This is a genomic window from Arcobacter defluvii (assembly GCF_013201725.1).
Classification (GTDB): Bacteria; Campylobacterota; Campylobacteria; order Campylobacterales; family Arcobacteraceae; genus Aliarcobacter; species Aliarcobacter defluvii.
Genome location: NZ_CP053835.1, coordinates 700,270 through 722,115, shown reverse-complemented (window position 1 = coordinate 722,115; position 21,846 = coordinate 700,270). Strand labels below are relative to the sequence as shown.

Sequence of the window (21,846 nt, the reverse complement as noted above, 5' to 3'; positions counted from 1 at the left end):
TTTTAAATTATTCAAAAATTGATCTATAAAACGGTACTTTTACAGGTTCTATTTCAGCTGGATTTACCCAAGATTCTTTAACTTTTTGTTCATAAAATGCTGCTGCTGCTTCTTTATCTCTTCTTATATAAAGCTCTGAAATTTCATTATCTAAAGAAGCTTTTGCCATATATAATCTTGAATTAATAGTATCAACTAAAGGCATATATGGTGAGTTTTTATATTTTACTTTAAAATCTTGGATTTGAGTTAAAGTATCATCAATTAATTGTTGATCTCTAAATTGATATTTAAATCCTAAAAAGTTCGCTTTAATTTTTAAATATCTAGCATAATCAATATCTTTACTTAAACCAAATCTTTTAATATATTCATCTAAATAAAAGTTTGCTAAAGCATACTCTTCTTCATCAATGTGAGCATTTACTAAGATTAATATAGCACTTGGAATAAATGGTGAATTTCTGTGTTCACTCTCTAAAGAAGTATATGTATCATCAGCCTTATCTAAATCACCTGATGAAATTTGTTTCATCATTTTGTTATACCAATATAGAGCTGGTTTATTATATTCTTCTTCCTCTTTTGAAGAACAAGCAGTAAGTACAAAAACTGCACAAGTTATCAATAATAAATTTTTTAGCTTCAAACTTTTTATCATTTTAATATCCTTTCTCATAAAAGTGATATTCTATCTAATACTAGCTTAGGAATTATCTGCTATAATAAATCAAAATAATTGAAAAGGCAATATAAATGAAACTTACATTAATTGGTAATGGAATTATGGCTCAATCATTAGCTAGAGGGCTTATAAAAAACCATGAAGTTGAAATGATAGGAAGAGATGAGGAAAAATTAAAAATTATTCAAGAGAAAATGCCTCAAATAACTATCAAAGTTTTAGAAGATCAAGAAGATATTACAGGTAAAAATGTTTTATTTTGTGTTAAACCTTATGCTTTACAAAGCGTTTCAGCTAGACTTGTTGGAAATGCAAATGTTTTATTATCTATTTTAGCTGGAACAAAACTTGAATCTTTAAAAAAACAAATTAAAGCAAAACATTATATAAGAACTATGCCAAATATTGCAGCTTCTGTTCAAAATTCAATGACAACAATCACAGGAGATAATGAAGCAAAAATCATTGCAATGGAGATTTTTAGTAGTATTGGTCAAGCAGTTTGGGTAAATACTGAAACTCAACTTGATATAGCAACTGCGATTGCTGGAAGTGGTCCAGCTTATTTAGCATTAGTAGCTGAGGCATTAGCAGATGGTGCTGTAAAAGCTGGACTAGAAAGACATTTAAGTATGCAATTAGTTCAAGGATTATTTAGTGGAACTTCAAGTTTATTAAAACATACTCATCCTTCTACTTTAAAAGATTCAGTTATGAGTCCAGGTGGAACTACAGCTGCTGGTTATGCTGAACTTGAAAAATATGGAGTAAGAAATGCTATGATTAAAGCTGTTGAAGAAGCTTATAACAAAGCAGTTGAGCTTGGGAAAAAATAGTTTTACTTTAATTGAAACATTAATAAGTATTACTTTTTTAATTATCGTAATAAGTGGTTTTAAGTTTTCCACTTATAGCGATGAACAAGAAGAAAAAAACTTTATGCTTTTAAACGATTTAGAAAACAAATTTGATACAAAAGATTATTCAAATTTTACAAAATCTTCAAAAACTCTACAAATTATAAAAAATAAAATTTCCATCGAAAACCTTGAAGTTTTTAAATATCAATTTGAAAATGAAGATATAAAGATTTTTAAATATGAAAAATAGTTTTTCACTTTTTGAAATAATTCTAACTTTGATAATTTCTTCTATAATAATTATTTATTCTACTACTTATATGAAAGAACTATTTTTAGAAAATAAACAAAATCAAGAACTTGAGATTGATAAAATAAATTTTAAAGCAACAAAAATTTTTATTGAAAAAAACAAAGATAAATTAGAAAAAATCAACTTTTCAAATCATAATCTATATTTTGAAAATAATTTACTGTTAAAAGATGTAAAAGAATTTATTTTAAATAAAAGTGCAAAACAAATTACGATTTATATAAATTTAAAAGATACAATTATTCAAACTTGGGAATTTGATTTATGAAAAAAGCATATACTTTGTTGATAACTATAACTTTAGTTACACTTTTTACATATTTAGCTAGTGTAATTTTAGAAACAAAATCTTTAAGAAGTCAGAATTTAGCAAATCAATATTTATATTTACAAGCAAAAAATCATATGAATTTTTTTAAAGATTATATGAATACCTTAGATTTAAAAGAGATAAATCACCTTCAAATTGAAGATGATTTATTTGATATTTATGCAAATATCGAATTTAAAGAAAATTTTTATATTTCAAATCTTTATGTAAAAGCTAAAGATTATGATATTTCACTTCATGAAAAGGTTGTTAAAGAATAACATCCTAAAACACCATTCCAGCTTGGATTAACAGTTTTGTATTTCCATGTGATGTTGTTTCACTTGATATTGCTTGTGAGTTTAAATTCCATGCCATTTGTGTTTTCAAAAAGAAATCTTTATAGTTTGAATAATACCCTACTCCTACATCTTGAAGAGTTGCTCTATCAAAGTTTGCATCTTGGCTTGAATCTTCCATATATACATTACCTACATCATAGAACAATCCTACTTTATGAGAATATTGATTTATATTTGGAAGTTGACTAAACAATTCTGTATTAAAGATATATCCATTTTCTGCACTTTGTTCACTATCTGGGTAAAGTTTTACCCCATAAGCTCCACCTAGGCTTAAGTCTTCACTACCATCTAGATTTTTACTTCCCAATACTTTTTGAGCTGTTAGGTTTGTATTTAAAGAGAAAGTTTGATTTAGGTATAAAAGAATTGAAACATAGAAGTCTATTTTATTATATCTTCCTGTATCTACATTAGAATTATCTGAATTTAATCTTCCAGTAGTTAGATTAAAATTAGAATCAAATCTAGAAGCTAAACCTAACAAAGAATAATCTTTCAAGTAAGCCACAGAAGCTACAAATGATTTTATATTTTTATCTGCTGTTTTATCACTATCTTGATAATCATTCATATCTTTATTAGCAAACTTCAAAGATAGGTTTAGGTTTTCACTTTGAGTTCTTATTACTGGATAAGAAACTCCTAAATCAAAAATTTCAGAATCACCATCTGCGTTTAGATATTTATAATCTTTTGTCAAAGAGTAATCAGTTCTTGAGTAAGACATTTCACCTCTTAGACCATTTGAAGCCAAAGGAGCTGAATAAGCAATTTTACCATTTTTCAAATCTGCACCATTACTTACAAGACCAGAAACTGTTAATTTATCGCCTATATTAAAAGGAGAGTTTACATTTACCAAAGCTTGAACTCTATTTCTTCCTGTATATTTACTTCCATAATTATCAGCAACCACATAACCATCCAGTCTATTTTGAGAAGTAGTTTCTATATCAAAGTCGCTTGTTCCAACTTCAGCTCCTGGCATAAGTTCTGCTTTTGAAACCATTACACCTGGAGTATCATTTATAAGAAGCATACTTCTTTCTAAAGTTGAAGTAGCAATTACATTATCTTTTTTTGCTTCATCTAGCATATTTTGAACTACACTATCTTTTACTAAAGAAGTATTTTTTAGTTTAAACTCTCCATAATTTCCTTCAATGATAGAAATAACAATTACATTATCATTTTCTTGAATATTTTGAATAGGAAGATAAGCCCTTGCTACAAAGTATCCTTGTTTTCTATATTCTTTTGTAATAATAGAAGCTACTTCTTGAAGTTGAGAAAAAGTCAAATCTTTATTTATAAAAGAAGATATTAGATTTTTTAGTTCAGTTTCACTTATATGAATTGCATTTTCTATTTTAAAATCTTTTACAAAAATTGTTTTACCACTTTTATCATCAGACATCGGTTCTTTATATTTTTTTACACCATCAATATCCACCAAAGGAGTAACTTTTTTTGGCAAATCTTTTGGAGCTTGGATTTGTCTATTTACATCTCCTATATTTGGTGTTGCTCCTAAAAGTACACTTGATGTTAGAAGTGAAATTGTTAATATTTTATTTACATTTTTCATTAGTTTGTTTCTCCTATTTGGTTATCTGGTGTTGTATCTGAGAGTAGTGTTAATCCTATTGGTAGTTTAACTCCTCCATTTATTATTCTAACATTTGAGTTTCTATCAACTATAATTCCTCCCTCATCTGGGTTCACACTTCCTATATTATTTACTTCTTGTCCATTATTTGTTTGAGTTGGATTAGTAGTAGAAGCAACAGGAGGGATAACGCCTCTATTTGGAACATTTACTCTTATTGTTTTATCTATATTATCTATGATTTTTGATAAATCTGGTGGCGTTGGCGTTGGTTCAGGATTTGGCGTTGGCGTATTTTTAGCAAGAACTGTTAATTCACCATCATTAAATGTTATTGCATAATTACCATTAGCTAAATCACCTTGAGTTATCTCATAAGTTCCCACATCACTTGATACAGTTGCAGTTGTACTTAAATTTCCAATTAAAATATCATTTCCAATTAATCCATTTACTACATAAGTTAAACTTGGATTATTTTCTCCTTGGGTTTTAGATTTATTTTCTGCGCTTACTGTTATTGCTTTTGGAGTGATTGTATATTTACCATTTGTGAATGTAACTGTATAGTTTGAGTTTGATAAAGTTGTATCTTGAGAGATTACATACTCTCCTACATTTTCTCCACTTACTCTTTTTAGATTTCCACTTAATGTATCATTTCCTACTAATCCTGTTGCTGTATAAGTTAAACTTGCATCTGTTTGCCCATAGATTTTACTTAAATCATTTGCGCTTACTGTTATTGCTTTTGGAGTGATTGTATATTTTCCATCTGTGAAGGTAACTGTATAGTTTGAGTTTGTTAAAGTTGTATCTTGTGAAATTGTATATTCTCCTACATTTTCTCCTGATACTCTTTTTAAACTTCCACTTAATGTATCATTTCCTACTAATCCTGTTGCTGTATAAGTTAAACTTGCATCTGTTTGCCCATAGATTTTACTTAAATCATCTGCGCTTACTGTTATGGCTTTTGGAGTGATTGTATATTTTCCATTTGTGAATGTAACTGTATAGTTTGAGTTTGTTAAAGTTGTATCTTGTGAAATTGTATATTCTCCTACATTTTCTCCTGTTACTCTTTTTAGATTTCCTGTTAATGTATCATTTCCTACTAGGCCAGTTGTTGAATAAGTTAGGTTTGCATCTGTTTGCCCATAGATTTTACTTAAATCATCTGCGCTTACTGTTATTGCTTTTGGAGTGATTGTATATTTACCATTTGTGAAGGTAACTGTATAGTTTGAGTTTGTTAAAGTTGTATCTTGTGAAATTGTATATTCTCCTACATTTTCTCCTGTTACTCTTTTTAGATTTCCTGTTAATGTATCATTTCCTACTAGGCCAGTTGCTGTATAAGTTAGGTTTGCATCTGTTTGTCCATAGATTTTACTTAAATCATCTGCGTTTACTGTTATTGCTTTTTTTGCAATTGTTAATGTTCCATCTGTATTTCCAGAACTTGCAATATTTAAGAAATCATTTGTTGAAGCTACTTTTATATTCTCATAAGTAGCTGCATTTTTATATCCTGTTACATCTATTCCATTTACTTGGAATTTATATGTTCCATCTAAAAAGCTATAACTATTTCCAAAGATTGAAGTTGCTGTTGTATAAAAACTACTTAAATTTTGTGTTAATCCATTATATTGCGAAGTTTTAGTTCCTAAATTATATGATAATGATAGGGGTGCTATTGCCCATACATATTTATCATTTATACTATCATATTTTAAAACTGGTGTTGAAGAAGTAACTGAACTATCTGCTACAATATCCCAAGAGGCATCTTTAAATATCTGTCCATAAGACATTTGTGCTGTTGTTAAGCCAGTTCCTCCGCTACTTGTATTTTGCCCTGAAGTTTGTGTATCCCAAAATGAATTTGTTACTGTTGAAGAATTTGTTCCAGATATAAAAACAGCACCAACTAACCCTCCCATAGTAAGATATGAATTTGCACTTCCATTAACACTTCCAGTTGAATATGAATTATTTATTGAAGAAGAATCATTACGCCCAACTAATCCTCCTATATATGCATAGTCACTTCCAGTTGTATAAACAGTTCCAGTTGTATATGAATTATTTATTGAAGAAGAATTATCATTTAATCCAACTAATCCTCCTACATGAGAGCGTGAAGTACTCATTGAATTATTATCATTAATATATGAACTTATAAGTCCAGTTGAATATGAATTGTTTATTGAAGAAGAATTATTACGCCCAACTAATCCTCCCACATAACTATTAGTAGTCCCTAATTTTGTAATATCTACATTCGTAACACCTACATTACTAATGGTTGCTCCATTTGTATATCCAAAAAGTCCTACAAATTCATCAGTACTATTATTTATATAAAGTTTATCAATAGTATGTCCAAGTCCATCAAAGTTTCCTTTAAATTGTGCTGAGCCATTTCCTAAACTATTCCATCCAGCTCCGCCATTTGTAGTTGAACTTGCTAGATTTGTATAATCTGAAGTTGTATTACTAAGATTATTTAAAAGTTGAAAATAGTAGTTTTTAGTTAAAATATTACTATTATTGATATTTTGCAGTTGTGTCCAGTTTTTTATAGTATATGGATTTACACTTGTTCCTAATCCACTATTAAATAATAATACTACAGATTTATCTTCATCTCTTGTAACACCAATTAAATATGGAAGTTCTAATATCTCATATCCCTCTACACTACTTCCACCACTTGTTTTACTCCAAATAGTATTATCCCAAGCTCCACCAACTAAAGCTAAAATTTCTGCTTTTGTTCTTCCGTAAGAAATATCATCCATAGAACTATCTGTATTTGTATCTTTATCATAGTATGAATTTTCAATGTCTGGAGAACTAACTCCAACCAATCCTCCAACACCATGTCCTCCCTCTACTGTTCCACTAGCATATGAGTTTTTAATGGTTGAATCATTATTTCCAACCAATCCTCCTACATTAACAACTCCCTCTACTGTTCCACTAGCATATGAGTTTTCAATGCTTGAAGCCGCACCATTATATCCAACCAAACCTCCTACAGTAGTAGTTCCACTCACGGTTCCTGTTGCATAAGAGTTTTTAATGGTCGAAGCATCTCGATTAAATCCAACTAATCCTCCAACAGAGTCCTTTCCACTTACTGTTACATTTGAATAAGAGTCTTCAACTGTTGAGCCAAATAAAAAACCAACCAAACCTCCAACAATAGTATCTCCTGTAATCGTTCCTTTAATGCCTATATTACGAATAGTTGCCCCATTGGTATATCCAAAAAGACCTATAAAATGGGTGGTTGGTCTATTAATATATAAATCTGAAATTGTGTGTCCAAGTCCATCAAAATTTCCTGTAAATTGTGCTGAGTCATTTCCTAAAGGATTCCATCCAGCTCCACCATTTGCAGTTGAACTTGCTAGATTTGTATAATCTGAAGTTGTATTACTAAGATTATTTAAAAGTTGGAAATAGTAGTTTTTAGTTAAAATATTACTATTATTGATATTTTGTAGTTGTGTCCAGTTTGTGATTGTATAAGCACTTTCTTCTGTTCCATATCCACTTTCAAAAAGTGTAGATGTGGGTGTTGCAAATGTTTTTAAAAGAGGCAAGCTAATACCACTATCAAAAATACCATATCCCACAATATCTGCTCCAGTTGTCACCCAAGCAGTATTTCCAGCAAATGCAGCTAAAATCTCTGCTTTTGTTTTCCCACGATAACTATCACCCATACTTGCTGTATTTGTATCTTTATTATAGTATGAGTTTTCGATTATATTATTATCACTTCCAACCAAACCTCCAAAATCACTATATCCATTCACTGTTCCACTAGCATATGAATATTTGATTGTTGAAGTATTAATTCCAACCAAACCTCCGACAAAGCTATATCCACTCACTGTTGCACTAGCATATGAGTTTTCGATTGTTGAATCATTCCATCCAACTAAACCTCCAATATAAGTATCTCCACTCACTGTTCCACTAACATATGAGTTTTTGATTGTTGAAGAAGAAGCACCAACCAAACCTCCGACAAAGTTATTTCCAATAATATTCACATTAATAAGCCCAACATTTTTTATGGTGCTTGAGGAATTGGTAGCGCCAAATAATCCAAGGTAAAATGAACTATTATTTATATAAAGTTTATCAATAGTATGTCCAAGTCCATCAAAATTTCCTGTGAATCTTGTTGAGAAATTTCCTATTGGAGTCCAATTTGAAATACCACTTGCATCTACATCTGCACCTAAAACTGTATTTCCTGATAAAGACATACTTTGTACATCACTTGCTGTTGTTACAACTGTCCAAGAGGTCTCAGCTGAATCACTTGCTTTTTTTGTAAAGAAGTTTTGACCTGCACTTAGGTTTACTTTTGCATTTATATAATAATCTCCACTATCTCCATAATATAAAGCAAGTTTTCCATTGGTAGCACTTATTGCTTTATTGATATAAATATTATTATAAGCATCAAGGGTAAGTTTTGCGTTTGTTGTCCAATTAATCGTATCATTGATGTAGATATTCCCCTCATCACTTCCTGTTGCATTATCTGTTTTGATTAAAGTGTCTGTTCCATTTCCTAGTGCTGTTTCATAAGCTGTTGCATCATTTACTGTTAAATTTGTAGGGTCTATTAACCAAGTTTTTGCTTTGATATTTGTATTTTTATCAATTGAAAATTTTTTCCCTGAAGTTTCAACAAAGCCATCTTTTGCTTTTATTGTTCCACCTACTTGAACTTCTCCACCATGGGCAAACAATTCTACTTTCCCTGTAACACCATCCAAAGAGTTAGCTTCAAGAATCCCTGTATTATTTACTACACCTTTTAGTAGTTCATTTACAGCATTTGTACTTAGATATATTTCTCCACCATTAGCAATAACAGTTCCTGAGTTTTCTACTAAAGCATCTAAAACACCTTTTTTTACACTAAGGCTTACAAGAGAGTTTCCATTTAAATTTAAGCTATATTTATCTGCACCTGATAAATATACTTTTCCTTTTACTGCTTTTATTGTTCCTGCATTTTTTACTTCATTTGAAGCTAGAACTACATAACCACTATTTGATACTTCTATTGTTCCTAGGTTTATAACACTAGCTTTTGAGTCACCTTTGAAGTTATAATTTCCAGCATTAAAATCTGCATCACTTAACTCTTTTGTAGTAGCTACTATTCCTGCTGTATTTACTTTTGCTGTTTTATTAAACAACACACCATTTGAGTTTAAAATCCAAACTTGTCCATTTGCGTTTAGTGCTCCATCTATTACTGATTTTTCATTACCTACAACTCTATTTAAAGTTATACTATTTTTATTTGGCTGATTAAAGTTTACTGTTTCATTTGATTTGATTGAAAAGTCTTGCCAGTTTATAGTGGCTTTATTAGAACTTTGGTTTATATTTGTGGTATTTCCACTTTGTGAAATATTTGCAGTTCCACTTGTTACAACTCCTGCTGTGGGAGAAGCAACACTCAAAGTTACACTTCCTAGAAGTGCAGACACCATTAGTGAAATTTTTCCACCTTTTAGGATTCTAAATCTTGAGCTAAAATCTGATTTAAATTTCATTATATCTCCCTATGTTTATTTCTATAGATAATTATAGAATCGGGGAATTAGAATGGTGTTAGAAATTTATTATTTTTAATAATCTTTTAGAATGTAACCTATATTTATACTATTTTCTACTTCTATATTTGGTAGTTTTTTTCTTATTCTATACACAAGTTCTCTTAGTGAACTAGCCTTGTTTGATGTATCAATATTCCAAAGATGGTTTATTAAAATTTCATGGGGAATGTGATTGTTTTTATTTTGAAGTAATAACTCAAAACATTGTAATTCTTTTTTTGTAAGTTTTATTAAATTATTATTTTCTTTTACAGTTTTATTTATCACATCATATTTATAAGTAGCTATTGTTATATAGTCATCATTTTTTATTTCTATTTTAGCATTTGATTCGCAAACCATTAAGATAGCTTCTAAATCCTCTTTTGATATGGGCTTAATCAAATATCCATTTGGTTTTGATAGTTTTGCCATTTGTAAAGTTTGGGTATCTTTATATGAAGTAATAAATACAATTTTTATAGTTTTATTTATCTCTCTTAATTTTGTAGCAACTTGAGTTCCATCTAATGGGCCTTTTATTAAAATATCCATAAAAACTAAATCAATGTTCTCTTTTTCTATAACTTCAAAAAAACCTAGATAGCTGTTAAATGTGGCTTTTACTGTATGTCCTTTTTTTTCTAAGGAGTCCTTTAAAAACATCATCATAATTGCTTCATCTTCTAAAATAATAATATTCACTTTTAATCTCTTTATTTATTCTTCTATCTTATTATTATATCATACAAAAAAATTCAGAAGGATTATCTTGAAAATATATTATTTAATAATTTTATTTATTGGATTTTCTTCTGCTTTTGCAACAGAGATAAATTTATCAAATGAGAACTCATCTTATGAAGGAGAAAAGATAAGTTATTTCGAAGATAAAAACTCATCTTACGATATAAATAAAATAAAAGAGTTAGATAATAAAAGCTTTATAAAAGAAAATAAAAAAGTTTTTTTAACATTTTTTACACAATCAACTTATTGGCTTAAATTTGATGTAATAAATGAAACAAATAATAAATTAGAAAGATATTTTGTATTTGATACACCTTGGATAGATACTATTAATATTTATATATATGATGAGCAAAATAGCTTGACAACTTATAAATTAGGTACATTATTACCCTTTAAAGAAAGATCAATGAAAATTAATCTTCTAAATCAAATTCACAACTTTTCCAATGGTAAATCAACTGTATATTTACAGATAAAAACAAGAGATCCTTTTATTATACCTTTTTCAATTTTAAGTGAAAAGAATTTTTATGAAAAAATAATTGATATGGATTTGATAGTAATAAGTACTTATAGTATTGTTTCTGCAATTTTAATTTTTAATTTTCTGATATTTGTTATTGCAAGATATAAGCCATATTTTTATTACTCTTTATATTTATTGTCCTATCTTATAGCAAGTTTAAGTTATGACAGCCATACTTTTAAGTATATACTCTATGACTATCCAAATACTCAAAACTGGATGCAATCTATTACTATACTTTTTTATTTGATTTTTAGTTTATTATTTGCTAAATCATTCTTAGAGTTAAAAGATAGCTTTCCTAAAATAGATAAATATACAAACTATATTTTAGTTATTCATATTGGAATATGTATTCTTACAACTATTTTAGGCTATGAATATACTATTTTTTATGCTTCTTGCATTACTCCATTATTTAGTATATACATGTTATTCTTGGGGCTTTATTCATTTATAAGAGGAAGTAAAAAAGCAATATTTTTCACTTTAGCAACTATTTTTGGTTGTATTGGTGCTTTTTTGACATCTTCTATTGCAGCTTCTTTAATAGCTTATAATTGGTATTTATTTAAAGGAGTTGATATTGGAATAACGATAGATTCTATTCTTTTTTCTATAGCTTTAGCATATAGATATACTTCATTAAATCTTATTTTAGAAAAAACTAAAAATGAAGTAACTCAACTAAATATAAATTTAGAAAAAAAAGTTGATGAAAGAACAAAAGAGTTAGATATACAAGTGAAAAATAAAACAGTATTATTAAAAGAGTTATCTCATAGAATTAAAAACAATTTGCAAATAATAAGTGCCTTGTTATATATGGATAAGGACAAATTACTTAATGAAAAAGATAAAGATATTTTAGATGAAAACATAAAAAGAATCAAGTCAATATCTATATTGTATGAAAACTTTTTAGAAATAGAAAATCCAAATAAAATTGAACTAAAAAAGTATATTAAAGAAATTGTATCTGAAATCAAAAATAGTTACTCTTCTTTAAATATTTCATATGATTTAAATATTCACAAAATTTTATTGAATCAAAATAGTCTAATCCCAATAGGACTTGTAATGAATGAGCTAATATTAAATAGTGTTAAATATGCTTTTAAAGAAATACCTAATCCAAAAATTAGTATCTACTTTTTTAAAGATGATAAAAATATAAATTTTATATATAAAGATAATGGTATTGGCGCAGATATTGATAAAGTAGAAAATGGTTTTGGATTTAGTCTTATTAAAACTCTTATCTCATTTCAATTAAATGGAAAAATTAATTGTAGAAATAATGAAGGATTGGAATACAATATTATACTTCCTAAAGATTCATTTCTTAATGAAAAAGTTTTATAATAAGTATCCCATCTTCTTGATTTAATAATTTTTTATAAAATCACATCCAAAACTTTTTTGGCAAGATTTAAAGCTTTTGTTCTATGTGAAAACTCTTTTTTTGCTTCATAACCTAACTCTCCTAAAGTTTTTTCAAAACCATTTGGAATAAACATTGGGTCGTATCCAAAACCACCCTCACCTAACTCTTTATTTATCACATCTCCATGCATCCAACCGTGAACTGTATAAACATTATTTTGATAAACTATAGCTATACAAGCTGTGTAAAAAGCTGGTGTTCTTTCTAAATTTATTCTGTTAAGATTCTCTATTAATTTTGCATTATTTGATTTATCTGTTGCATTTAATCCAGCATATCTTGCACTATAAATTCCAGGTTCATTATTTAAAACTGGAACACTAATACCTGAATCATCAGAAATCACTATCATATCTCTATATCCATTTTTATAAAGCTCATCATAAATTGTTTGAGCTTTTTTTATAGCATTTCCTTTAAAAGTGTCTTTATCTTCTTCTATTTCAATTTGACCTAAAATTTCACTAAATGCAATTACTTCATCATTTGGCATAAGTTTTTCAAACTCTGCTATTTTTCCCTTATTTGCTGATGCTATTATTATTTTCACATATATCCTTTTAACCTGTTATTAACTAATATTAACTATAATCTGCAAAAATTATATTATGTTTAGGATTATATATGATTAAATCAGTTTTGCCGCTTAGTGTAATTATTGCTCTAAGATTTTTCGGTCTATTTTTAGTTCTACCTATTATTTCAGTTTATGCAATAAATTTAGAAGGTGCAACGCCTACATTAGTAGGTATTGTAATTGGTGGTTATGCTTTAACTCAAATGATTTTTCAAGTTCCATTTGGAGTAATAAGTGATAAATTAGGAAGAAAAGGTACTATTATTATGGGATTATTGCTTTTTGCAATTGGTTCTTTAATTTGTGCTATTTCAACTGATATTTATACACTATTATTTGGAAGATTACTTCAAGGTGCTGGTGCTATTGGAGCAGTTGTAACTGCAACGATTAGTGACTTAGTAAAAGAAGAGCAAAGACCTAAAGCTATGGCTTTAATGGGTTCATCTATTGCTATTGCTTTTGCTGTTTCAATGATTGCAGGTCCTACAATTGGAGCTGCTTATGGTGTTCATTCACTATTTTATATAACAATGGTTTTGGCTTTAGGTTCTATTTTTGTTTTAATAAAAATGGTTCCAAATCCTCCTCATATAACGCACACTTACAATAAAAAAGCAAATTTAGGAGAGATTTTAGGAAATGCAAATCTAATAAAGATGAATATCACTAACTTTTTACAAAAAGGTTTAATGACTTTCGCTTTTATGATTATTCCTATTACTTTAATTCATCATTTTGAGTGGACAATGGGTGAACTTTGGAAAGTATATCTTCCAGCGATGATTTTTGGAGTTATTGCTATGGGACCTGCAGCTGTTATTGCAGAAAAAAAAGGTAAGTTTAAAGAAATATTAATTATTGGTATTTTATTTTTTGCTCTTTCATACTTAATTATAGGATTAAGTTCAAGTGCAGTTGTTTTTGTAATTGGTGTTGTAATATTCTTTATTGGATTTAATATGCACGAACCAATTATGCAATCTCTTGCTTCAAAGTTTGCAAAAGTTCATCAAAGAGGTTTAGTTTTAGGAATTTTTAACGCGTCTGGTTATCTAGGAACATTTTTGGGTGGAATGATTGGAGGAATGTTTTATAAAGATGTAACTTTATCAACTTTAGTTATAACAATTGCAATAATCTGTGTTTTATGGGCTATTTTAATTTTTACTATGCCAAATCCAGCTAAAAAGAAATTTGTTTATTTATCTTTAAATGAATATCACCTAGAAAAAAGTGCAAATTTAAATCAAACAGCTATTGATGAGTGGTATATTAATAACACTGAGAATATTATCGCAATAAAATATGACAATGAAAAAATCACTGAAGATGAGATAAAAAATCTTCTAAAATAAATTCTTTTATTTTAATCAAATATTAGCTACTATATTAGATAAAAAGGAGATAAGATGCAAAAAATGTTATTCATTTCAATTCTTCTTATCTCTTTATTATCTCTATTTGTAACTGCTTCAAAAACATTTAATATCGATGATGATCAACTTAACTCTATAGAAAAAAAGTATGGTTCCAATGCTAAAAAAAGAGTTGAAATGTGGGATTCGATGATTGAATCTTCTAGAAATGAATCTATTTTAAATAAACTTAAAAATGTTAATGATTTTTTTAATAGAATAACATACAAATCAGATATGCAAGTATGGGGTAAAAAAGACTATTGGGCTACGCCTATTGAATTTATGGGAGTTGGTGCTGGAGATTGCGAAGATTATGCCATTGCAAAATATTTTTCACTAGTAAAATTAGGTATTTCTGATGATAAATTAAGAATAACATATGTTACTTATTCTGGTCCAAATAGTAAATTTGATCAAGCGCATATGGTTTTAACATATTATCATCAAGTAGGAGCAACTCCTGTTGTTTTGGATAATATCAATAAAAATCTAGAATTAGCAACTAAAAGACCTGATTTAAAACCTGTTTATAGTTTTAATGCAACTGGATTATGGCAAGCACAAACAAAAGGGGAAAAAAGAATGGGTAACAATAATCTAAAATCTTGGAAAGATTTAATGAGTAGATTCTAAAAAAGGAAATAAAAATGTCTTTATCAAAACAGCTATATTTAATCATATCAATTATATTTTTTATGATTTTCACTGGTAATTTTATAATTAGTGTAAATAACACTAAAGAGTATTTAGTATCTGAATCTCTAACAAAAGCACAAGATACAGCAACATCATTAGGAATGAGTTTAAAAAGTCTATTAAAAGATAAAACAAATCCTGAAATTGAATCTGTAATCAATGCTATTGCAAATAGAGGTTTTTATAAAGAGATAAGACTTGAAGATGCACTTTTTTCTATTAAAGAGAAAGATTTAATTAAAGCTTCAAAAGATTTAGAAGAGAGTTCTACTTGGGAAATTTCAAATTTAAATATTGATAAAAATTTAGGAACTGTAGAAGTAAATACACAAAGTGATGATTTTGAAAAAGAGTTACTTGCTTTATCAAATCCAAATGCAGAAACAAAAATCTCTGAGATTAAACAACAACCAAGTGAAGATATTTATTATTTCATTCCTAAAACATCTGCTCATGGAAAGATAACATTAACTTTCAATTTTACTGCAACAAATCAAGAAGAAAAAAAAGTTGATACAAGTGCAACTATAACTTTAGATAAAACTTTAGTTTCTGTAAATAGAGATATAAAATTTGATTCTGTTCCTCAATGGTTTATAAACCTAATTCCAATAAATTTAGAAGAACAATCAAGTGAAATAAGTAATGGTTGGCAAACAAGTGCAATTATTTATGTAAGTGCAAATCCAGGTGAAGCATATGCAAAACTTTATGAACAAGCAAAAAGTGCAATCATTTATGCTGTAATTGCATTTATTATCTCAATTATTATCCTTTTTATATTTGTTCAATATTTATTAAAACCTCTAATAAAACTTGAAAAACTGGCAAATAGTATTGCAAGTGGTAAGTTTGGTAAGATAGAAAAACTTCCTTGGACAAAAGAGATAAAAGCTGTTGCAATTGCTTTCAATGATATGTCTAGTAAAATTGAAGCCATTATAAATAGACTAAATTTAACTTTGGAAAATCTTACAAAGAAATTATCTTTAGATGAATTAACAGGATTATCTTTAAAACCAAGTTTTGAAACTGATATGAAACATATGTTTATTCATAAATCAAATGGTTATATTTTTGTAATTAAAATTTTTGATTTAGCTTCTTTTGCCAAAGCTCACACAAACTCAGAAGTAAATAACTTCATAAAAAAATTTGCAAAAATTCTTGCGACTACAAAATTAAATGACAAGTCAAAAATAACTGCATATAGATTTTTTGGTTCAGAATTTGCTTTAATTGCTGAAACATTCAGCTATGAAGATGCTGTTAATTTTACAAAATTATTACAAAAAAGTTTTGAAGAATTATCTTTTGAATTTAATAAAAAAGATATTATGCACATTGGAGCAACTCCTTTTAATCCAATAGGTACAACTCCTGAAATTTTACAAAGTGCAAATCAAGCATATGAAAAAGCAACAGTTATTGGACCAAATGAGTTTTTTATAACAGATAAAAATGAATTAGTAAAAGATATGGAAAGTTGGAGAGAACTTGTTTTTGATATTATCAATAATTCAAAATTTGAAGTTAGATATATAGGTGATTGTAGAAGACTTGATGAATCAAACGATAAAACTGTAATGCAAGAAGCATTTACAAGTATCAAAGATAAAGAAGATAACAATATACCAATAGGAACATTTGTTTCTATCGCTGAGAAATATGAAAAAATTGTTGACTTTGATAAAAAAGTTACTCAAAAAGTAATAAATCACATTTTAATTAACAATGTAAAACATGATATTTCAATCAACTTATCGCTAGAATCAATAAACAATACAGCATTTATAGCTTGGTTAGAGAAAATATTACTTGAAAATAAAAATATTGCATCTCAACTTGTATTTAGTGCAACTGCTTATGCTGTTGCAAAAGATGTAGATAAATTCAAATTCTTTGCAGATGAAATGCACCAATGTGGAGCAAAAATTATTATAAAAAGATTTGAAACTAAATTTATACCACTAAATAACATTAAAGATTTCAATTTAGATTATATAAGACTTGCAAGAGATTATACAAGTGAAATATCAAATGATTATTCTAAACAAAGTTTTGTTGAATCAATCTCAGAATTAGCAACTCTTTTAAATATCAAAGTATTTGCTGAAAATGTACAAAAAGATGAAGATTTAGAATTTATCAAAAAACATAACTTATATGCTGCAAGTAGATAAATTCTACTTGCCACATAAAAATCCAATCTACAAAATAAAAATAAAACTTTTTAAAGCTGTCATACTCATCTCATAAGGTTCGATATTCATCTTTTTTAGACTAAATTCCACATTTGTTATTATCTTAGACATCACTATCTCAAAAGAGAAATTTGAAGAGTCAAAAACTGTTTCTTTATTTGCTTTTATATAAAGTAAATCGTTTATGATATTGTAATCACCTTGATATTTTTTTGCTAATTCTAATTGCCAATTATTTTGCCAAGTATTAAATAAATACTCATTTTTATCATCTTTTGAAGTTCTTATTTTCCATCTTACAATTTGTAAATATTCATAAAGTTTTGTCATATCTTCTTGGTTGTATGAAATAGCTGAAAATTGATAATTTTTATTCATTTCATATGCTTTATAAATCATTTTGTAAATACCTAAAATCAAAAGATCATTTCTATTTTGGATTTTTTGTGTTGAAAAAGCATAATAAAAATATTCATTTGGTTTTTCTAAAACTTTTCCATCTTGAACTAAATTTATAAAATTCTTTTTAGTTCTAATTTCTTGAATTATGCTACTTTGAAGATTTTTATTATAAGCATTTGGATTTCGTAAGTCTAACTTCTTTTTATAACTAATAAGCTCTTTTAAAATCTCATTTTTAAACTCATCTATTTGTGTTGCTGAATTTGTTTGAGCTACACTTTTTATAGAATTTTGATCTAATGTACAAGCTTGTATAAAAAAGGTTACAAATAATAAAAAAATGATTTGAATTTTTTTTGTCATATTTTCTCCTTCTTAATACTCTTGATTGTATCTTTTTAAAAGTAAAATAAATTTTAAAAAAATTACTATTTGAAATTTTAGATTAAATACTATATAGTTCATTAATTTTTAATAAGGGATAATATGGCTATAGAGATTAATCAAACTGTTAAAATAATGTTTGAAGTAAAAATAGATGGTGTAATAGTTGATGGAAGTAGAAGCAATAAACCATTTGAATTTCAGTTTGGTACAGGTCAAGTAATCGCTGGACTTGAAAAAAGAATAATAAATATGAAAGCAGGAGAAATTGCAGATATTTTTGTTCCAGCATCTGAAGCTTATGGAGAATATGACCCAGCAGGAATTCAAACACTTCCAATAGAACAATTTGCAGGAATTGATGATTTAAAAGTTGGTATGCAAATTCAAGCTCAAGATGAAAATGACCAACCAATTCAATTTATTGTAAAAGAGATTGGAGAAAAAGAAATAACAGTTGATTTTAATCATCCGCTAGCTGGAAAAGATTTAGAATATAAAATAAAAATCGACTCTCTTCTATAAAATAAAGAGATTTTATCTTTTTATTTTATAATCTTATTGCAATATTTCTTGAACTCTTCCAACTTGTCCATCTTGAAGTCGTACTTTTATTCCATGTGGATGAGTAGGTGAATTTGTAAGTATATTTTTTACAATACCCGTTGTAAGTTTCCCCGTTCTTTGGTCTTCTTTTAAAACAATATTTACTTTTAAACCTGCTTTTATATTTATTCTTTTTTTACCGTCAAGCATTTTTTTCCTTTTTTATTTTTTTATCAATTTATTTCACTATCATTAAAATTTACATAATAAAAAAGCCCCATCAAAAATTGACGGGGCTTTTAAAAATCAAATCCAAAATCTTTTATTAACTTAAAGATTTTAACTCAGCTTCAATTTTTTCAAGTCTAGTTTTTACATCTTCTAAAGCTTTTCTATTTTCTACAATAACTGCTTCAGGTGCATTTGCTACAAATCTTTCATTTGATAACATACCATTTAGTTTATCAAACTCTTTTTGAGCTTTTTCTTGTTGTTTAGTTAATTTATCAATGATTGGTTTCATATCAATTTCACTTGTTGGAAGATATACCTCTAAGTTATTTGAAACGTCCGTTATACTATTTTCAACTTTTGCATCTACAAACTCTATATCTTCAACTTTTGCAAGTTTTTCAATAAATGGTTTAGCAACTGCTGTATCTATTTTTTTATCAAGTTTGATATACGCTTTTGCAATTTTTGAGTTACCCATATCAATAATAACTTTTGCTCTTCTAATAGCTGTGATTGCTTCTTCAATGATTGCAAACATCTCTTCAATTTTTTCATCTTTTTTTACATCTTTAGGGAAGTTCATAATCATAAGTGAATCACCCTCTTCTAAAGTTGTTCCACTTAATTTATGATATAAATAATCAGAAATAAATGGCATAAATGGAGAAACCATTTTTAAAGTTTCTTTAAAAATTGCGCCAAGTTCAACGATACTATCTTTGCTAGCTTTTGAGTACTCAATTCCCCAGTCACAGAATTCAGTCCATACAAATCTATATAAAACTGAAGCTGCTTCATTGAATTTATATGACTCTAATGCACCTCTTACTTCATCAATAGCATCACTTAGTTTACTTTGCATATAAAGTCCAAGTGGTGTTTTAATTTCGATATCTTTTAAATCAGGGAATGTATCAACATTTAATGCCAAGAAATTAGATGCATTATAAAGTTTATTTGTAAAATTTCTAAATTGCTCTAAATTTTTTGCACCAAGTTTTATATCTCTTCCTTGAACTGCTAAGTACGCAAGAGTAAATCTGATGATATCAGCACTGTGCTCTTCTACCATATCAAGTGGGTCGATTACATTTCCTTTTGATTTAGACATTTTTGCACCATTTTCATCACGTACAAGTGCATGCATATAAATATCTTTAAATGGCAATTCACCCCTAAAGTGTTCACCCATCATCATCATTCTAGCAACCCAGAAAAACATAATATCAAATCCAGTAATTAATAAAGAGTTTGGATAAAAATCTTTTAAATCACTTTCATTAAATGTATTAGTCATTTTTCCATTGTTTCCCCAACCAAGTGGTGAAAATGCCCAAAGTGCAGAACTAAACCAAGTATCTAATACATCTGGATCCTGAGTGAAATTTTTGCTTGAGCAATGAGGACAAGCTTCTGGAACATCCGCTTTATCAGCCCATTGATGACCACAATCTTCACAATTAAATACAGGTATTCTATGTCCCCACCATAATTGTCTTGAAATACACCAATCTCTTAATTCATCCATCCAAGCTCTATATGAATTTAACCAATGACTAGGATGGAATTTTGCTTCACCAGCATACGTTTTTTCTATTGATTTTTTAGCAACTTCACTTCTTACAAACCACTGTTTAGAAATATACGGTTCAACAATATTTTTACATCTATAACAATGTCCTACTTGATGAACATGCTCTTCGATTTTTACGATAAATCCTTCATCTTGAAGTTTTTTTACTATCAAAGGTCTTGCTTCTAATCTTTCAAGTCCAGCAAACTCTCCACAATAATCATTTAAAATACCTTTTTCATCAAAACAAGTAATAAACTCTAAATCATGTCTTTTCCCTACTTCGTAGTCATTTTGGTCATGAGCTGGTGTAACTTTTACAACACCTGTTCCAAATTCCATATCAACATGTTCATCTGTAATTACTTTGATTTTTCTGTCAGTTAATGGTAAAATTACTTCTTTTCCAACTATAGCTTTATATCTTTCATCATTTGGATGAACCATTATAGCTGTATCCCCAAAATATGTTTCAGGTCTAGTTGTTGCAACTGTTACAAATCCGCTACCATCTGCAAAATGATAATTCATATGATAAAATTTACCTTGAACTTCGTCATGTTCAACTTCAATATCAGATAATGCACCATCATGTGTACACCAATTAACCATATAGTTATTTTGAACTATCATACCTTCATTGTATAGATGAACAAAAGCCTCTTTAACAGCTTCTTTAAGTCCTTCATCCATAGTAAATCGCTCTCTAGACCAAGCTGGACTTACTCCTAACTTTCTCATTTGATGAACAATTGTACCACCTGAATACTCTTTCCATTTCCAAACTCTTTCTAAGAACTTTTCTCGTCCTAGTTCTTCTTTTGTAGTACCTTCTGCTAAAAGTTGTTTTTCAACAACATTTTGTGTTGCAATTCCCGCATGGTCAGTTCCTGGTTGCCAAAGAGTTTTGAAACCATCCATTCTTTTATATCTTGTAATAATATCTTGTAAAGTAAATGTTAATGCATGACCAATATGTAAACTACCTGTTACATTTGGTGGTGGCATCATAATAGCAAAAGTTTTTTCCTTACCTTCACTATTTTTGGCTTGAATAGATTTATTTCCATCTATTTCAAAATATCCTCTGCTTTCCCAAATCTTATAAAAACTATCTTCTACCTTTGATGGTTCATATTTTTCGCTCATTAAATATCCTATAATTTTCTTAAATATACGCGATTATATCAACTTTTTACTTAGGTTGTTATTTTGCTAATTCTTTATTTATGATTTAATTATTAGTTTTTATAATATCTTGTGATATAATATTTTTGATTACATATTAATTAT

Annotated in this window: 17 protein-coding genes; 9 read left to right on the top strand and 8 right to left on the bottom strand. The window is 28.0% G+C overall.

Going from position 1 to position 21,846, the window contains the following annotated elements; all coding sequences use genetic code 11:
• Positions 1–7: 7 nt before the first annotated feature.
• Positions 8–661, bottom strand: coding sequence for an outer membrane protein assembly factor BamD (locus tag ADFLV_RS03660; protein ID WP_014473435.1), 654 nt, complete (start codon positions 659–661; stop codon positions 8–10).
• Between the two features lie 95 nt (positions 662–756).
• Here ADFLV_RS03660 and ADFLV_RS03655 point away from each other — a divergent pair, with 95 nt between their 5' ends.
• From ADFLV_RS03655 to ADFLV_RS03640, 4 genes are read left to right on the top strand one after another with little or no spacing between them, the layout of a single operon-like run.
• A complete protein-coding gene (locus tag ADFLV_RS03655; RefSeq protein ID WP_014473434.1) occupies positions 757–1,521 on the top strand; it encodes a pyrroline-5-carboxylate reductase in 765 nt (254 codons plus the stop codon).
• On the top strand, positions 1,508–1,795 hold the full coding sequence (locus tag ADFLV_RS03650; protein WP_041654648.1) for a hypothetical protein: 288 nt from the start codon (positions 1,508–1,510) through the stop codon (positions 1,793–1,795). Before ADFLV_RS03655 ends, ADFLV_RS03650 begins: the two co-directional genes overlap by 14 nt.
• A complete protein-coding gene (locus ADFLV_RS03645; RefSeq protein WP_129010527.1) occupies positions 1,785–2,126 on the top strand; it encodes a hypothetical protein in 342 nt (113 codons plus the stop codon). The genes ADFLV_RS03650 and ADFLV_RS03645 overlap by 11 nt, the downstream gene beginning before the upstream one ends.
• Positions 2,123–2,449 (top strand): hypothetical protein, encoded by a 327-nt coding sequence (locus ADFLV_RS03640; protein ID WP_129010526.1) that lies wholly within the window; start codon positions 2,123–2,125, stop codon positions 2,447–2,449. The genes ADFLV_RS03645 and ADFLV_RS03640 overlap by 4 nt, the downstream gene beginning before the upstream one ends.
• A gap of 4 nt (positions 2,450–2,453) precedes the next feature.
• Here the strand turns inward: ADFLV_RS03640 and ADFLV_RS03635 are convergent, their stop codons facing one another.
• The 3 genes from ADFLV_RS03635 to ADFLV_RS03625 form a co-directional block, all read right to left on the bottom strand.
• Positions 2,454–4,121 carry a ShlB/FhaC/HecB family hemolysin secretion/activation protein gene (locus ADFLV_RS03635; protein WP_129010525.1) on the bottom strand — a complete coding sequence of 556 codons (1,668 nt, stop codon included), beginning with the start codon at positions 4,119–4,121 and terminating at the stop codon, positions 2,454–2,456.
• Positions 4,121–9,748, bottom strand: a complete 5,628-nt coding sequence (locus tag ADFLV_RS03630; RefSeq protein WP_129010524.1) for an MBG domain-containing protein — start codon at positions 9,746–9,748, stop codon at positions 4,121–4,123. Before ADFLV_RS03630 ends, ADFLV_RS03635 begins: the two co-directional genes overlap by 1 nt.
• 75 nt (positions 9,749–9,823) lie before the next feature.
• Positions 9,824–10,495, bottom strand: coding sequence for a response regulator (locus tag ADFLV_RS03625; protein WP_129010523.1), 672 nt, complete (start codon positions 10,493–10,495; stop codon positions 9,824–9,826).
• 67 nt (positions 10,496–10,562) lie between these two features.
• Between ADFLV_RS03625 and ADFLV_RS03620 the strand changes: the two genes are divergently transcribed.
• Complete coding sequence (locus tag ADFLV_RS03620; protein ID WP_129010522.1) at positions 10,563–12,434, top strand: 7TM diverse intracellular signaling domain-containing protein; 1,872 nt, start codon at positions 10,563–10,565, stop codon at positions 12,432–12,434.
• Between the two features lie 32 nt (positions 12,435–12,466).
• On the opposite strand, the gene ADFLV_RS03615 is transcribed toward ADFLV_RS03620, so the two are convergent.
• Positions 12,467–13,066, bottom strand: a complete 600-nt coding sequence (locus ADFLV_RS03615) for a non-canonical purine NTP pyrophosphatase (RefSeq protein WP_129010521.1) — start codon at positions 13,064–13,066, stop codon at positions 12,467–12,469.
• Positions 13,067–13,140: 74 nt separating this feature from the next.
• Here ADFLV_RS03615 and ADFLV_RS03610 point away from each other — a divergent pair, with 74 nt between their 5' ends.
• The 3 genes from ADFLV_RS03610 to ADFLV_RS03600 are packed head-to-tail and all read left to right on the top strand — an operon-like array spanning position 13,141 to position 17,393.
• Positions 13,141–14,451, top strand: coding sequence for an MFS transporter (locus tag ADFLV_RS03610; protein ID WP_129010520.1), 1,311 nt, complete (start codon positions 13,141–13,143; stop codon positions 14,449–14,451).
• A 54-nt stretch (positions 14,452–14,505) separates the two neighbouring features.
• Positions 14,506–15,147 carry a transglutaminase-like cysteine peptidase gene (locus ADFLV_RS03605; RefSeq protein ID WP_129010519.1) on the top strand — a complete coding sequence of 214 codons (642 nt, stop codon included), beginning with the start codon at positions 14,506–14,508 and terminating at the stop codon, positions 15,145–15,147.
• A gap of 14 nt (positions 15,148–15,161) precedes the next feature.
• Positions 15,162–17,393 (top strand): bifunctional diguanylate cyclase/phosphodiesterase, encoded by a 2,232-nt coding sequence (locus tag ADFLV_RS03600; protein WP_129010518.1) that lies wholly within the window; start codon positions 15,162–15,164, stop codon positions 17,391–17,393.
• 27 nt (positions 17,394–17,420) lie between these two features.
• Here the strand turns inward: ADFLV_RS03600 and ADFLV_RS03595 are convergent, their stop codons facing one another.
• Complete coding sequence (locus ADFLV_RS03595; RefSeq protein WP_129010517.1) at positions 17,421–18,179, bottom strand: hypothetical protein; 759 nt, start codon at positions 18,177–18,179, stop codon at positions 17,421–17,423.
• Positions 18,180–18,302: 123 nt separating this feature from the next.
• On the opposite strand from ADFLV_RS03595, the gene ADFLV_RS03590 reads away from it, so the two are divergent.
• Positions 18,303–18,725 (top strand): FKBP-type peptidyl-prolyl cis-trans isomerase, encoded by a 423-nt coding sequence (locus ADFLV_RS03590; protein WP_129010516.1) that lies wholly within the window; start codon positions 18,303–18,305, stop codon positions 18,723–18,725.
• Positions 18,726–18,758: 33 nt separating this feature from the next.
• Here the strand turns inward: ADFLV_RS03590 and ADFLV_RS03585 are convergent, their stop codons facing one another.
• Together ADFLV_RS03585 and ADFLV_RS03580 are read right to left on the bottom strand one after the other, a co-directional pair.
• A complete protein-coding gene (locus tag ADFLV_RS03585; RefSeq protein WP_014473420.1) occupies positions 18,759–18,956 on the bottom strand; it encodes a YwbE family protein in 198 nt (65 codons plus the stop codon).
• Positions 18,957–19,071: 115 nt separating this feature from the next.
• Positions 19,072–21,702: a valine--tRNA ligase gene (locus ADFLV_RS03580; RefSeq protein WP_129010515.1), complete on the bottom strand. Its 2,631-nt coding sequence runs from the start codon at positions 21,700–21,702 to the stop codon at positions 19,072–19,074.
• Between the last annotated feature and the right edge of the window lie 144 nt (positions 21,703–21,846).